A 14,563-nucleotide genomic window follows, 5' to 3' on the forward strand; every position below is an offset into this window, starting at 1 on the left:
TTCTGTTGACGTTTCTAATGCAAAGTTGGATATTGTGAACGAACAAAAAGAAGTATTTGAATGGATTTTAGCACATCCAAATTATGATTTCAATGCATTATTCGATAATTATGATTTAGAACATGAACGATATGGTTATACCAATGAGGAGTTCTATGAATATTTCAAGGTATATTACGATGATCTCTTATTCACTTTAGATAAGTACAACAAAAAAGAATTTATTATTAAATTAGAAGATTTTGAGTAAATATTTATTAGATAGAACCTAAAATTATAAGAAGAAGGTAAGTTAAAATAACTTGATAAAATATTTTAAGAAGAGTTGTCAATTATTGATAACTCTTTTTAAGTTAGATGCTTTATTTGCATCAAACTGATTAACTTATTATTAAAATGTCTAATGTTTTTTATGTCAGTAATTTTAATTTTTTCGACTAAGAATAAAACTATGTAAGAAATGGCTATTCAAGATATAAAAACCTATAAATACCAAGATGTTTTTTCATTGCAAACCGTACAGTTCGAAAAAGCATGCGTAGTAAATAAGCCAGAACAAATAGATACTTATAAAATTTTTTGGATAAAAGAAGGTAAGGGAACTTATCATATCGATTTTGAAAGCTATTCATTTAATGGCGGAGTCTTGTTTTTTTTATCACCAGGGCAAATTTTTTCTGTAGACTCAGAAAAAATTAAAGAAGCATATCAATTAAGCTTTGTACAAGATTTTTATTGCATACAAGCGCATGATGCTGAGGTTGCTTGTAACGGAATTTTGTTCAATAATATCTATGAAACTCCATTTGTAAAACCATGTGAAAAAGATATTCAGAAACTAAGTTTTATAATTGAAAGCTTAGTAGATGAATTCGAAAATACAGAAACTGCGCAATATGATATGTTACAAGCCTATTTAAAACAGTTTATTATACATGCAGTTCGTATAAAAAAAGAACACCACGTTGTAAAAGAAGCTGTTGAAACGAAGCTATTTAAAGATTTTAGTTTGTTAGTAGAGTTAAACTTTAAAAAACTACACAGTGTTACTGATTATGCAGGTCGTTTAGGAATTTCACCCAAGTCATTAACAAAGCACTTTAATAAAATAGGCGTTAAAAGTCCGAGTGATTTTATTAAAAATAGAATTATAATTGAAGCCAAACGTAGGCTACTGTATTCTACAAAAACTATAAAATATATTGCGTTTGATTTAGGGTTTAATGATCCTGCTTACTTTTCTCGCTTTTTTACGAAAGCAACAGGGCATTCACCAAAACAATTTCAAAAAGAACAAAGAGAGCTCTAATTCTTTTAAGAGCAAAAAAAACTCGTAACACACAAAGGGCTACGAGTATAAGGGGGTATATTATTAAGGGGGAATAACATATGGGGATATGTTATGTGTAATAATACTGCAAAGATAAAACTACTCTTTAACTAATTTGTTTACATAGGTTAAGAAATCATTTTATTATTAATACCAGTTTTTGTTTGAAATTACTGTAAAATAATCACTTTATTACAGTTGTTTTAAGTTAGAAATGGTTTAAGTCCAAGCTTAAGGAACTTTTGTCCAATTTTAAAACCCTATTCTCATCGCATCTTTGTACTAGAATTTTTAACCATTAGTTTTTCGGTTAAATAAAATGCAAAAAAGATGAAAGCAACACAAAATAATCAATGTCCTAACTGTTGGGGTTATCAAGAGTATGACGAACAATTTCCTGATAGAGAAATGTGTAATTGTGAAGAATCTAAATAATAATATTAAAACATAAAAATATGAGTACTAGAATTAAAACATTAAATCCAGAAACGACTACAGGGAAATCAAAAGAATTATTTGATGCTGTACAAAACAAATTAGGTTTTATACCTAACCTAATAAAAGTATTTGGTAATTCACCAGCTACATTACAAACCTACTTAAGTTTAGGTGATTTAACTGCAAGCGGAAATTTTTCTAATAAGTTTAGAGAACAACTAGCATTAGCAATTGCTGAAGAGAACGAATGTGATTACTGCTTATCTGCACATACAGCAATAGGTAAAATGAATGGCTTAACAGATGCTGAAACAGAACAAAACAGACAAGGTTTGGCAGCTGATGAAAAGGTACAAGCAGGTTTAAACTTAGCACAAAGCATTACTAAAAATAGAGGTAATATAAGTTCTGATGAAATTGCAGCAGCAAAAGTAGCAGGATATAATGATAGTGACATCTTAGAAATTGTTTTAAATGTAGTTTCTAACACATTAACAAACTATGTAAATCATATTGCAAAAACTGAGGTTGACTTTCCAAAAGTAGAAGCAGGGAAGTTTACTGTAAATTCTTAATAAAAATTTGAACAATTATTTATAGCAGAAAGCTACAGTAAAAGTTCATTCTTTAAATAAATTTTTTAATTATAATATCCAATAAAATGAAACGTATTATCGCAATTTTAGTATTAGTATTAAGTGTTAGTTTTCAAGCAAACGCACAAGAAGCAAAAACAGTATCTTTAGAACAAACAAAAGGTGAGTTTACTCAAAAAGGATTAACTTTAAGTGAAGGAACATATATCTTTGAAATTTCTAATAAAGAAGTAGGTCATGATGTAGGTTTTGTATTAGCTCCTAAAGGAAAAGTAGAAGCAGAAAACCACATTAAAAATGCATATGTAACTTCTGTAGTTAAAAATAATTCGAAGTCTACTTCTAAAAAAGTAACTTTAAAGAAAGGTGAATATGTATATTTTTGCCCTTTAAATCCAACTCCTCAATATACTTTAACTGTTGAATAATTTTTTATTTAACTTATAGTAAAAGAAAATCCCGCAATTTTGCGGGATTTTTATTGTTATAATGTGCTTTGCACCTGAATCTAAATGATATTTTATTATTGAATAATACTTCAAATACGTTTCCTCATGTTCTTTAATATACCCGTATTTCTTATGTGTAAACCTAATATTTCTTTTTTATTTTACACAGAACTTACTGAATTGTAATGTTATATTAAATCATAAAATTATCTTAAAAAAACAATTAATTATCGTTTTTCAATAATATTAAAATACATTTGTAGAAATATTTAAAATAAAAACATGAAATTTAAAAAAGTATTGTACTTAGTATTTTTATTAATAGTATTAAGCAGTTGTGCTGGAGCAAAAATAAGAAAGATTCTTAAAGTAGGTGAAGTTGCTCAGAAAAATTATAAGGTAACTTTTCCATTTGAATATACTAAAACAGGACATATTCTTATAAAAGCAACAATTAAAGGAGAAATATATGATTTTATTTTAGATACAGGCGCTACTAATATTATTTCTAATGAATTAGCGGAAAAATTAAAGGTTGTTACTATTGGTTCTTCTAAGATATCTGATATTAATGAAAAATCAACAAGCTTAGCATATGTGAAATTAGATGACATAGCCATTGGAGGAATAAACTTTAAAGGAACAATAGGTTCTATATTGGATCTTAAAAAAGGAGATTTAGCTTGTTTAGAAGTAGATGGGCTAATAGGTTCTAATTTAATGAGGCATGCTGTTTGGGATTTTGATTTTCAAAATAAAATGATAACCATTACTGATAACGAAAAAACTTTAAATATACCCTCTAATTATTCTGAATCAAAAATATTTGTTGGCGATGCGTATCAAGTATCAATTATTACAAAAGTAAATGAAGAAAGAGTCTTAAACAATGTAATAGACTTAGGTAATCCAGGTTGTACTAAATTGAGATACAAGGTTTTCAAAGAACAAAAAGAATCAAAAAGAATTAAAAAATATATTAAAGGTTCAGGAGGTTCAGGTTTTGGAGCTTTTGGAAGAAGTATAGAAAAGAGAAATTCATATTTAGCTAGAATTAATAAATTTAGAATAGGAGACTATTTTATAAATAACGCTATTGTGAGTGTAGAGGATGAAAATACTAATATTGGATTGGGTTTTCTTAAGAACTATAGGGTTATTTTCAACTGGAAAACAAAAAAGTTTAAAATGATTAAACAACGTAATAAAGATAAAGGTAACATAATAACTTTTGGATTTAAATCTACATTTGAAAAGAACAAACTATATATTGATTATTTGTACGATAATATTAAGGCTTCAAAGATTTTAAAATATAGAGATCAAATATTAAGTATAAATAATAAAGATTATTCCTACGTAAGTGATAGTCAATGGTGTGAAATTTTTCAAATGGGGCTTTTAAAAAATTTAAAAATTAATAAAATAAAGATAAAAGTATTGAGAGATGGAGAAGAGTTAGAGTTTGATTTAGAAAAAGTAAAATTATTGTAAATGTATATTGATTTACTAAGTTTATTTAATATGTTTATGCGGTCTAGAAAACATAAAGTATCATGAAAAAAATTATTTACATCTGTGCTAAAACCTTTTTTTACTTATTTACCTTTTTTTTTGTATTTGTACTTTTATTTTCGATTTTATCTTTAGTTGAAAAGCATGGAATTCTTGACGTTCCTTATGTTGATATCATAGAGAATGATGTAGATGATTTTAATGCTAAAATTAAAATTCCGATTGTAAACGGGATAATTAAGTACCAGTTTTCATATACGATTGTTTTTATGTGGCTCTGGCTGTTGTTTTATTCAATATATTTTTATGTTCTAAAAGATTTTTTTAGAATTTTCATCGATAATGAGTTGTTTAATGCAAAGTCATTAAATAAACTTAAAATATTCTTTAAACTAAATTTTATTCCAATAATTTTAAATATTGGTATTATTGTAATTGGTTGGACAAAAAAAGAGAAAGTTAGTTTTGAAGAAGAATACTTTTTCATTTTTATTCATTCTTGTGTAGCGCTTTTAATTTATTTATATATTGATCTTTTTAAGAAAGGAAGAAGATTACAAGAAGAAAATAATTTAACCATTTAGTTATGCCTATAATTGTAAATTTAGATGTAATACTTGCTAAGCGAAAGATGAGAAGTAAAGATTTGGCTGAAGAGATTGGTATTACGGCAGCTAATTTATCTATTTTAAAATCAGGTAAAGCTAAAGCCATTCGTTTTTCTACGTTAGAAGCTATTTGTGCGGTTTTAGAATGTCAACCTGCAGATATTTTAGAATATAAAAAGAATAATTGATTTTTAAAAACCAATAGTTTTCTATTGGTTTTTAAAAATCTAATGTTTTGTTGTTTATATTAAAAATCTAAGGATTCATAATATCTTCAATTTCATCTGCATCAATAGGTATGTTACGCATTAAGTTAAAAGGATCTCCTTTTTCTTGAATAACCACATCATCTTCTAAACGAATACCAAAACCTTCGTTAGGGATATAAATACCCGGCTCTACAGTAAATACCATATTCGCTTCCATAGGTTGGTGTAACAATCCGTAATCATGCGTGTCTAAGCCCATATGGTGCGAAGTACCGTGCATAAAGTATTTTTTATATGCTGGCCAGTCTTTATCTTCATTCTGTACGTCTGCTTTGTCTAATAAACCTAGGCCTAATAATTCAGAGGTCATTAATTTACCAACTTCAAGATGATAATCAGCCCAGATAGTTCCCGGAACTAATAATTTTGTGGCATCGTTTTTTACACGATTTACCGCGTTGTACACTGCTTTTTGTCTGTCAGAAAAACGACCAGAAACAGGTATTGTACGTGTCATGTCTGAAGAATAATTAGCGTACTCAGCACCAACATCCATTAATATTAATTCACCAGCTTTACATTGTTGGTTGTTTTCAATATAATGTAAAACATTTGCGTTGTTACCTGAAGCAATAATAGGTGTATAAGCGAATTTTTTAGAACGATTTCTAATAAATTCATGAATAAATTCAGCTTCAATTTCATATTCCCAAACACCAGGTTTTACAAAATCTAATACACGTCTAAATCCTTTTTCAGTAATATCACAGGCTTGTTGTAATAAATCTAATTCTATTGGATTTTTTAGTGAACGTAAGCGCTGTAAAATAGGATTACTTTTAGCAACTGAATGTGCAGGATATTTGTTTAATAACCACTTTGTAAAACGAGCTTCACGAGTTTCTGTTTCAACAGAAGCACGATAATGTTCATTGGTATTTATGTAAACAGTTTCGGCAAGTGCCATCATTTCGGCTAATACTTTTTCTAAATCTTGTAACCAGAAAACAGTTTTTATTCCGCTAGTTGCTAATGCTTTTTCTTTGGTTAGTTTTTCACCTTCCCAAACAGCAATATGTTCGTTTGTTTCACGTAAAAATAATACTTCACGTAAATTTTCTTTTGGGCAATTAGGAAATAATATTAAAATGCTTTCTTCTTGGTCTGCACCGCTTAAGAAAAATATATCACGATGTTGTTCAAAAGGTAGTGCGCTATCTGCACTTACTGGATATACGTCATTAGAGTTAAAAATAGCTAAACTGTTTGGCTTCATCTTCGCCATAAAGTTTTTACGATTTTTTATAAATAAGTCTCGATTTATTGGGTTGTATTTCATAAAGCTAACAATTAAAATGTTCTCAAAAATAAAAAAAACATCTCTTTAATTGTGTAGCCATTTGGCACTATTTTATGTTTTTACGAATTCTACTCATATGTCTGGTAGAAATCCCTAAAAAAGAAGCTAGGTAACGTAGTGGAACCTCTCCTAATAAGTTAGGTTCGTTAAGTAGTAATTTTTTGTAACGATCTTCTGGCGTTAGTGTTAGTAGATCTATTCTGTAATCATCAATTAAAAATATTTGCTTTTCAATTAAAGTATAATAAAATTGTTGAAATACTTTATTGGTTTTTAATAGATGTTTAAAATCTGCTACCAAAATTACTTGTAAATTGCAGTTGCTTAAAGCTTTAATGCTTTTACGTGATGGTGTTTTTTGTAGGTAGCTTTTTAAAGCAGCTGTACAAGAGTTTTTTAAGGCTAAATAGGTTGTTCTTTCTTCTTCGGATACTTCAATGGAATGTTGTAAAACACCGTTTTCGATAAAACAGAAGTATTCACAAATTTTTCCTTTTTCAACCAGAAAATTGTTTTTTGTTAATTGTAATGGTTTAAAGAAACTAAAAATCTCAGAAATTTGACTATCAAACTCCTGAGATTCTATTATGTTTTCTATGTAATTAGAAAAATTCACTTATAATTTATCTTCTTCTATTTTTTTTTGGAGCCCCGTCACTTCTTCTTGAAGGATCGCTAGGACGTTCTCTCTTTGGTTTTTTATTTCCCTCAGATGCCCCTCTATGTGAAGCACCTACTCCTTTTTTCTTTCCTCCTCCAGATTTTTTCTTTTGGGTTGCAGCTCTTTTAGGACCAGCAGTATCTTTAGGTTCGTACCCTTCAATAACTTCGGTCTTTAATTTTTGCTTTAGTATTTTTTCTATTTCTTTTTGGTATTCCGTTTCTTCGCTACAAACTAAAGAAATAGCTTCTCCCTTTGCACCAGCTCTACCAGTTCTACCAATTCTATGTACATAATCTTCTGGTACATTTGGTAACTCAAAATTTATAACGTGCGGTAATAATGGAATGTCAATACCACGAGCAGCAATATCAGTAGCTACTAAAACTCTATTCGTATTGCTTTTAAAATTAGCCAATGCTTTTGTTCGAGCACCTTGACTTTTATTTCCATGAATTGCAGCAGCAGAAATACCTGCTTTTACCAATTTTTCAGTTAACTTATTGGCGCCATGTTTTGTTCTTGTAAAGATTAAAACCTGACTCCAGTTACCGTCTTTAATTAAATTGATGACAACCTCAGTTTTTTTACCTTTATCTACAGCGTATGCTTTTTGAGAAACTTTCTCTGCTGTTGAGTTTTCAGGTTCGGCTTCTACAGAAACAGGGTCTCTTAAAATTCCTCCAGCTAATCTTTTTATTTCTTGTGAAAACGTAGCAGAAAACATTAAATTCTGACGCTTTGCAGGCATAAAACTAATGATTTTGTTAATATCTCTCACAAAACCCATGTCTAGCATTCTATCAGCTTCATCTAAAATAAGTACTTCTATTCGATTAAAAGAAACTGCTTTTTGATCGTGTAAATCTAATAATCTACCAGGAGTGGCAACTAATATATCTACTCCTTGTCTTAAAGTTTTTATTTGACTGGCTGCTTTTACACCACCAAAAACTACGGTAGATCTTATATCTAAATAAGTACTGTATTCTCTTACGTTATCGTAAACCTGAGCAGCTAATTCTCTTGTTGGCGTTAAAACCAATGCTCTTACAGGGCGATATTTTGGGTGTTTCGATTCTGCTAATCGTTGTAAAACAGGTAATGTAAAACCTGCAGTTTTCCCGGTACCAGTTTGTGCTGAAGCTAATACATCTTTTCCTGCTAAAATATGTGGAATTGCTTTTGCTTGTATTGGAGATGGAGTATCGTATCCTTTTTCTTTGATCGCTTTTAATAAAGCATCAGATAATCCTAAAGATTTAAATGTCATATATATTATTTTAGAAACACTCTAAAATAAGTATCTCTTTGAACCTGCAAAGGTACTGCTATTTTATTAGGAAGCACCTTAAATGAAATAAGACGTCTATTATCAGACGTCTTATTAATTTAATATTTAATTTTTATTTTTTTATTGCGCTTTTAATAAGCCCAATAATAACCATTAAAACACCACCTCCAACACCACTACCAGCAATGTTACCAATAATACCACTAATATCAATACCTAACATGCCTAGTAATTGAGCCCCAAGACCACCACCTAAAATTCCTATAACAGAATTCCAAAGCGTGCCCATTGAAAACTTCTTTAGTAAGGCACCAGCAATATTACCACCAACGGCACCACTTAATAAACTAATAATTAATTCCATAATTTTGTTTTTAATAGGTTAATTGATTCTAAAGAAAGGTAAAATTAATTTATAAAGCAAATTAAATCAAGTGGTTATGTTTTTCCGAAGTGAAATAAAGCGTCTCCCATATTTACGACAGGGAAATTGTTTTTTGAGATAATATAACCATCAGTAGGAGCTTTTACAGCAAAATTTGTTTCACCGTAAGTATCCATAATGTGACCTAAGATCTCTCCTTTTTTAACGTTTGCTCCGTTTTTAACTTTAGGGTTAAATAAACCAGCAACTTTAGCACGAATCCATTTTCGTTTATAAAGTTGAATGGATGTTGAGTTTTGATGAATTTTAACATCTTTATGAATCATCTTAAAATACCTTAAAATACGTAAAGTTCCATCTATTCCCTGTTGAATAGCATTTTCATCTAATCGTAATGATTCTCCTCCCTCATATACAATCACAGGGATATTGTTTTTATAACATTGGTTTCTAAAAGATTTCGGAATAAGCTTAGATCCAAAAAATAATGGTGCATTAAATAATTTAGCGAGTTCAAACCCTCGATTATCTTCAGGGGTATATCTTATTTGAGGGAAATTATTTCGTTGCGCACCGCCAGTATGAAAATCAATAGCAAAATCAACATTTTTTACAAGTTCTTTCATTAAATAATATGCCATTCGACTTGCTAATGAACCATTTTTAGAACCTGGGAAGCTTCGGTTTACATCTTTACCGTGCATGTTACGAGATAAACTTAAAAACCCAAAAACATTTAATAAAGGAACTACAATAACACAGCCTCTATGAATTTTATACGTTTTATCTATCAAAAGCCTGCGAACAAGTTCAACACTGTTTACTTCATCACCATGTAGACCTCCTTGTAGTAAAACTGTAGGACCAAGTTCATCTCCATTAAAAATATATACTGGAATTTCAATAAGCGTACCAGTGGGTAATCTATCTACAGGGATTTTAATTAATTTAGATTCGCCCAAACCAATTTTTTGCCCGCGTATTTCTACGATTTTGTTTTTAAACTCTTGTTCGAACATTTTCTTCTAAAAATTTAATAATAGATTTAGCAATATTATCTTTTGTGTATGCTTCTATTCCTTGCAAACCAGGGGTTGAATTAACTTCAATTAACAAAGAGCCTCTTTTAGAGCGAACTAAGTCAACTCCTGTTATTGGTAAGTTTAAGTATTGTGCAGCATTTATCGCTATTTTTATTTCTTCAGGAGATAAATCAATTTTAAATCCACTACCACCTTGGTGTATATTCGAACGAAAATCATCATCTGAGCCCTTTCGTTTCATAGATGAAACGACTTTATTACCGACCACAAAAGCTCGAACATCTTCACTATTACTTTCCTTGATAAATTCTTGTAATAAAACACTAGTATTTGTATTGTACATAGTATCGATAATTGATTTTGCTGACTTTTTACTTTCAGCTAAAATAACTCCCGAACCGTGAGTACCTTCTTGTAGTTTTATTATAATGGGAGCACCTCCTAGCAAATCTATCTGTTCACTAATATTTTCTGGGTTTACCGAAAAAAGAGTGTCAGGAATTGGAATGTTTTTTCGATTCATTATTTGTAAAGTACAAGCTTTATTCTGTGATTGTAAAATTCCCGAAGAACTAGCTGTTGTATATACTCCGTTCATTTCAAATTCTTTAACAACAGCAGCCCCATGGCGAGTGGCAGAAGCTCCAATTCTTGGAATAATAACATCAGGAATGTCAATAATATTATCGCCATTATAAATTATTTTTGATTTCCCGTTTGTTAGTTTTATAGCACATTTTAAATGATTAATAATTCTAATTTTATGCCCACGGCGATTGGCTTCTTTGTATATTCTTTGAGTAGAATATATTTGGTCGCTAACAGAAAGAATAAAAATATTCATAAAATTTAGTTGTTCAGATTACACAAAGCTAACATTTTTTTTGCAGCAAAAAAGCCATTTTTTAAAGGTTAATAAAACTAATGTTTTGTTAATTTTTTTGATATTAAATATACATCAAGTAATTTCATCGGTTCTAAACCAAACAAAATGAAAACGATTACTAAAGTTTTTATAGCATTTTTACCATATGCTTTAATAGCACAACAAGCTACTTCGCCTAAGAAAATTGAAGAAGCATTATTACAAAAAGAAGCATTAATAAAAACATCGTTAGTTAAAAATATTTCTTTTGAGAATATAGGGCCGACTGTAATGAGTGGTCGTGTAGTTGATATAGATGTAAATCCAGAAAATACTACCGAATTTTATGTAGGATATGCTTCTGGAGGGTTGTGGTATACGAATAACAATGGAACAACATTTATACCAGTTTTAGATAATTCTCCGACACAGAATGTAGGTGATATTGCTGTAGATTGGAAGAGTGGAACAATATGGGTGGGTACAGGAGAAAACAATTCTTCTCGTTCGTCGTATGCAGGTATTGGAATTTTAAAATCGACAGATAAAGGTAAAACTTGGGTGAATGTTGGGTTAACCGATTCTCATCATATTGGTAGAATTTTAATCAACCCTAAAAACCCAGATGAGGTTGTTATTGGAGTTATTGGTCACTTATATTCTTCAAATACAGAAAGAGGAATTTTTAAGACAGCCGATGGTGGCAAAACATGGAATAAAACCTTGTTTGTTAATGATAATACAGGTATTATAGATGTGCAACCAGCACCTGATAATTTTAATGTGTTGTATGCAGCAGCATGGCAACGAGATCGTACAGCGTGGAATTTTAAAGGAGATGGAGAGAATTCTGCAATTTATAAATCTACAGATGCAGGTAATTCTTGGATTAAAATTTCAGAGAATAATGGATTTCCTAACGGCAAAAGCGTTGGTAGAATTGGTTTAGCCGTTTTTAATGAAAATACAGTATATGCTTTTCATGATAGTCAATTTAGAAGAAAAGATGAAAAGAAAAAAGTAACTTCTAATGCATTGACTAAAGGTGATTTTAAAACAATGCAGATTTCAGATTTTTTGAAATTAAAAGATAAAAAGCTGAATACCTATTTAAAAATGAATGGTTTTCAAGAAAAGTATCGTGCTGAAAATGTAAAACAAATGGTGCGTGCAGGTTCTGTTAAACCAGCTGATTTAGCTAAGTATTTAGAAAACGCAAACACTTTATTATTTGATACACCTGTTGTTGGAGCTGAGGTTTTTAAAACAACGAATGGTGGGGGAAGTTGGAAAAAAACACATGAAGATTACTTAGATGATTTGTATTATTCTTATGGTTATTATTTTGGTGAAATTAGAGTTGATCCGCAAGATGAAAACGGAATTTATGTATTGGGTGTTCCTGTTTTAAAATCGAAAGATGGTGGGAAAACTTTTACATCTATTAGTAAAGAAAATGTGCATGCCGATCATCAAGCATTATGGGTAAACCCTAAAAAGAAAGGACATTTAATAGAAGGAAATGATGGAGGATTAAATATTTCTTACGATGATGGAGAAAGTTGGGTAAAAGCAAATCAACCGGCTGTTGGTCAGTTTTACACAGTGTATGCTGATAATCAGAAGAATTATAAAGTGTATGGAGGTTTACAAGATAATGGGGTTTGGGTAGCAAATAACAATGCGAAAATTAATAAACGTTGGAAACAAACAGGTAAAAATCCGTATGAAAGTTTAATGGGAGGAGACGGAATGCAAGTTGCTGTTGATGATAGAAATCCGAACATTGTGTATACAGGTTATCAGTTTGGTAATTATTACCGAATTGATAGAGAAACAGGAAGCCAAAAATACATTCAACCAAAACATACATTAGGAGAAACACCATATCGTTTTAACTGGCAAACACCAATTCAGTTATCAAAACATAATCAAGATATTTTATACTTAGGAGGAAATAAATTACATAGATCTTTAGATAGAGGTGATACTTGGGAAGCTATTTCTAATGATTTAACCAAAGGAGGAAAAAAAGGGAATGTTGCTTACGGTACGCTAACAACAATTTCTGAAAGCCCGTTTCAATTTGGATTACTTTATGTGGGATCTGATGATGGTTTGATACATGTTTCTAAAAACGGAGGTGGTAGCTGGGAGAATATTTCTAGTACATTACCGCAAAATCTATGGGTAACTCGTGTAATTGCTTCAAAACATAAAAAAGAGACGGTATATGTTACTTTAAACGGATATAGATTTGATGATTTTACTACTTATATATACAAATCTGATGATTATGGTAAAACATGGCAAAATATTAGCAATAACATTCCTGCATCTCCAGTAAATGTAATTAAAGAAGACCCTAAAAAAGAAACTATATTATATGTAGGAACCGATAACGGATTGTATACTTCTTTAGATAAAGGAAAAAACTGGCAACCGTTTAAAAAAGAACTACCTAATGTAGCGGTTCATGATTTAGTAATTCAACCTACAGCAAAACACTTAATAGTAGCGACTCATGGGCGTAGTTTGTATAAGGCAAATGTAGCTCCGTTACAAGAATTTAATAATGAAGAAGCGTTATTTTCTATCAAAAATATTAGCAAAAGTGATTTTTGGGGAAGTTCTTGGAGTAAATGGTTAAAAGCGAATACACCTAAAGTTGTTATTCCGTTTTATGTAAACAAAAATGAAGAAGTTACAATACATATTTATTCAGATGAAATTTTGGTAAATGCTATAAAAACGAAAGCTGAAAAAGGTTTTAATGAAGCTGTTTTTGACGCTTCTTTTTCCAATAAAGGATTAAAAGAGTTTCGTAAGAAAAATGAAAATACAACAATTAAAAAAGCTAAAAATGATACGTATTATTTACCTAAAGGGAAGTATACCGTTGAAATAAATAATAAAAAACAAGTATTTGAAATAAAATAAGCAGGCTTTTAATAAAGACTCCATTTAATTTAAATGGAGTTTTTGTTGATTAATCTATTTTTAAAGATGTCATACTAATTCTTGGGTTTTGTAAAGAGTCGTTAAACAACTCAATTTTGTCAGTTTTATCTTTTAAGCCTAGAGAATAAATTAAAGGAAAATAATGATCTGGAGTAGGAATTGCTAGCTGTACTGCTTTTCCTAATTTTTTATAATTTAATAAAGGTTTAAAGTTTTCATCTAAAATCAATTTATTAACAATTTCTCTAGCTTCATTGCCAAAATCATGTTTGGCTGTGTTGGTATCCATTTTACCAATGTTATGAACAATATTTCCACTACCAATAATTAAAACTCCTTTATAACGTAGTTTAGCTAGTTTTTTACTTAGTTCAAAATGGTATTCGGGAGATTTATAATAATCAATACTTAATTGTAAAACCGGAATATCTGCTTTAGGGTACAAATGCTTTATTACCGACCAAGTTCCGTGGTCTAATCCCCATTCATGATCTAATTCTATTTTATTATTAGGTAAAAATAATTTCTGTGTTTCTTTTGCTAATTCATTATTCCCTTTTGCAGGATAATTTACATCGTGTAATTCCTGAGGAAAACCACCAAAATCATGTATTGTCCTTGGGTTTTCCATAGCTGTAATTTTTGTTCCTTTTGTTAACCAGTGAGCCGAAACACAAATTATAGCATTTGGTTTTGGTAATGTTTTAGCTATTTTTTTAAATCCTAAAGTATATTCATTTTCTTCAATAGCATTCATAGGTGTACCATGGCCTAAGAATAGAACGGGCATTTTGGGTGTGTTTTCAAAAACATTCATCATATTTTCAATATTTGAAAGCGGTGCCATTG

General features: G+C 30.0%; 15 protein-coding genes. 8 read left to right on the forward strand and 7 right to left on the reverse strand.

The genetic code is table 11. The features are described 5' to 3' along the window. The first annotated feature begins 34 nt into the window (after window positions 1-34). The 7 genes from CXF68_RS04555 to CXF68_RS04585 all read left to right on the forward strand — a co-directional run bounded on the left by CXF68_RS04555 (window position 35) and on the right by CXF68_RS04585 (window position 5,124). Complete coding sequence (locus tag CXF68_RS04555) at window positions 35-250, forward strand: hypothetical protein (protein WP_157821854.1); 216 nt, start codon at window positions 35-37, stop codon at window positions 248-250. Between the two features lie 210 nt (window positions 251-460). Beyond that, window positions 461-1,309, forward strand: a complete 849-nt coding sequence (locus CXF68_RS04560; RefSeq protein ID WP_101043180.1) for a helix-turn-helix domain-containing protein — start codon at window positions 461-463, stop codon at window positions 1,307-1,309. Window positions 1,310-1,785: 476 nt separating this feature from the next. After that, window positions 1,786-2,343 (forward strand): carboxymuconolactone decarboxylase family protein, encoded by a 558-nt coding sequence (locus CXF68_RS04565; protein ID WP_028888312.1) that lies wholly within the window; start codon window positions 1,786-1,788, stop codon window positions 2,341-2,343. Window positions 2,344-2,429: 86 nt separating this feature from the next. Continuing rightward, window positions 2,430-2,792 (forward strand): cupredoxin domain-containing protein, encoded by a 363-nt coding sequence (locus CXF68_RS04570; RefSeq protein WP_028888311.1) that lies wholly within the window; start codon window positions 2,430-2,432, stop codon window positions 2,790-2,792. Window positions 2,793-3,095: 303 nt separating this feature from the next. Beyond that, window positions 3,096-4,307: a retropepsin-like aspartic protease gene (locus CXF68_RS04575; RefSeq protein ID WP_101043181.1), complete on the forward strand. Its 1,212-nt coding sequence runs from the start codon at window positions 3,096-3,098 to the stop codon at window positions 4,305-4,307. Between the two features lie 62 nt (window positions 4,308-4,369). After that, window positions 4,370-4,912 (forward strand): DUF2975 domain-containing protein, encoded by a 543-nt coding sequence (locus CXF68_RS04580; protein WP_101043182.1) that lies wholly within the window; start codon window positions 4,370-4,372, stop codon window positions 4,910-4,912. Between the two features lie 2 nt (window positions 4,913-4,914). Further along, window positions 4,915-5,124, forward strand: a complete 210-nt coding sequence (locus CXF68_RS04585; RefSeq protein WP_101043183.1) for a helix-turn-helix transcriptional regulator — start codon at window positions 4,915-4,917, stop codon at window positions 5,122-5,124. Between the two features lie 67 nt (window positions 5,125-5,191). Here the strand turns inward: CXF68_RS04585 and CXF68_RS04590 are convergent, their stop codons facing one another. From CXF68_RS04590 to CXF68_RS04615, 6 genes are all read right to left on the reverse strand, one after another. Then, entirely contained in the window at window positions 5,192-6,484 is a 1,293-nt protein-coding gene (locus CXF68_RS04590) for an aminopeptidase P family protein (protein ID WP_101043184.1), read from the reverse strand. Window positions 6,485-6,551: 67 nt separating this feature from the next. Continuing rightward, the gene (locus CXF68_RS04595) at window positions 6,552-7,121 is read right to left on the reverse strand and encodes a Crp/Fnr family transcriptional regulator (protein ID WP_101043185.1); all 570 of its coding nucleotides are present in this window, start codon (window positions 7,119-7,121) and stop codon (window positions 6,552-6,554) included. Window positions 7,122-7,128: 7 nt separating this feature from the next. Beyond that, the gene (locus CXF68_RS04600) at window positions 7,129-8,439 is read right to left on the reverse strand and encodes a DEAD/DEAH box helicase (protein ID WP_101043186.1); all 1,311 of its coding nucleotides are present in this window, start codon (window positions 8,437-8,439) and stop codon (window positions 7,129-7,131) included. Window positions 8,440-8,572: 133 nt separating this feature from the next. After that, window positions 8,573-8,824: a hypothetical protein gene (locus CXF68_RS04605; protein WP_101043187.1), complete on the reverse strand. Its 252-nt coding sequence runs from the start codon at window positions 8,822-8,824 to the stop codon at window positions 8,573-8,575. Window positions 8,825-8,898: 74 nt separating this feature from the next. Next, entirely contained in the window at window positions 8,899-9,864 is a 966-nt protein-coding gene (locus tag CXF68_RS04610; RefSeq protein WP_101043188.1) for a succinylglutamate desuccinylase/aspartoacylase family protein, read from the reverse strand. Beyond that, window positions 9,845-10,732, reverse strand: coding sequence for a RimK family alpha-L-glutamate ligase (locus CXF68_RS04615; RefSeq protein WP_101043189.1), 888 nt, complete (start codon window positions 10,730-10,732; stop codon window positions 9,845-9,847). Before CXF68_RS04615 ends, CXF68_RS04610 begins: the two co-directional genes overlap by 20 nt. A gap of 147 nt (window positions 10,733-10,879) precedes the next feature. On the opposite strand from CXF68_RS04615, the gene CXF68_RS04620 reads away from it, so the two are divergent. Beyond that, window positions 10,880-13,693 (forward strand): sialidase family protein, encoded by a 2,814-nt coding sequence (locus CXF68_RS04620; RefSeq protein WP_101043190.1) that lies wholly within the window; start codon window positions 10,880-10,882, stop codon window positions 13,691-13,693. A 49-nt stretch (window positions 13,694-13,742) separates the two neighbouring features. Here the strand turns inward: CXF68_RS04620 and ygiD are convergent, their stop codons facing one another. Continuing rightward, complete coding sequence (ygiD, locus tag CXF68_RS04625) at window positions 13,743-14,561, reverse strand: 4,5-DOPA dioxygenase extradiol (protein ID WP_101047339.1); 819 nt, start codon at window positions 14,559-14,561, stop codon at window positions 13,743-13,745. Window positions 14,562-14,563 lie beyond the last annotated feature (2 nt).

The organism is Tenacibaculum sp. Bg11-29 (assembly GCF_002836595.1).
Classification (GTDB): domain Bacteria; phylum Bacteroidota; class Bacteroidia; order Flavobacteriales; family Flavobacteriaceae; genus Polaribacter.

Excerpts from the sequence above, each read along its gene's own strand:
- CXF68_RS04605 (WP_101043187.1), bottom strand. The coding sequence starts at position 8,824 with ATGGAATTAATTATTAGTTTATTAAGTGGTGCCGTTGGTGGTAATATT.
- CXF68_RS04620 (WP_101043190.1), top strand. The coding sequence starts at position 10,880 with ATGAAAACGATTACTAAAGTTTTTATAGCATTTTTACCATATGCTTTA.
- CXF68_RS04615 (WP_101043189.1), bottom strand. The coding sequence starts at position 10,732 with ATGAATATTTTTATTCTTTCTGTTAGCGACCAAATATATTCTACTCAA.
- CXF68_RS04575 (WP_101043181.1), top strand. The coding sequence starts at position 3,096 with ATGAAATTTAAAAAAGTATTGTACTTAGTATTTTTATTAATAGTATTA.
- CXF68_RS04590 (WP_101043184.1), bottom strand. The coding sequence starts at position 6,484 with ATGAAATACAACCCAATAAATCGAGACTTATTTATAAAAAATCGTAAA.
- ygiD (WP_101047339.1), bottom strand. The coding sequence starts at position 14,561 with ATGGCACCGCTTTCAAATATTGAAAATATGATGAATGTTTTTGAAAAC.
- CXF68_RS04570 (WP_028888311.1), top strand. The coding sequence starts at position 2,430 with ATGAAACGTATTATCGCAATTTTAGTATTAGTATTAAGTGTTAGTTTT.
- CXF68_RS04565 (WP_028888312.1), top strand. The coding sequence starts at position 1,786 with ATGAGTACTAGAATTAAAACATTAAATCCAGAAACGACTACAGGGAAA.
- CXF68_RS04585 (WP_101043183.1), top strand. The coding sequence starts at position 4,915 with ATGCCTATAATTGTAAATTTAGATGTAATACTTGCTAAGCGAAAGATG.
- CXF68_RS04600 (WP_101043186.1), bottom strand. The coding sequence starts at position 8,439 with ATGACATTTAAATCTTTAGGATTATCTGATGCTTTATTAAAAGCGATC.
- CXF68_RS04580 (WP_101043182.1), top strand. The coding sequence starts at position 4,370 with ATGAAAAAAATTATTTACATCTGTGCTAAAACCTTTTTTTACTTATTT.
- CXF68_RS04560 (WP_101043180.1), top strand. The coding sequence starts at position 461 with ATGGCTATTCAAGATATAAAAACCTATAAATACCAAGATGTTTTTTCA.
- CXF68_RS04610 (WP_101043188.1), bottom strand. The coding sequence starts at position 9,864 with ATGTTCGAACAAGAGTTTAAAAACAAAATCGTAGAAATACGCGGGCAA.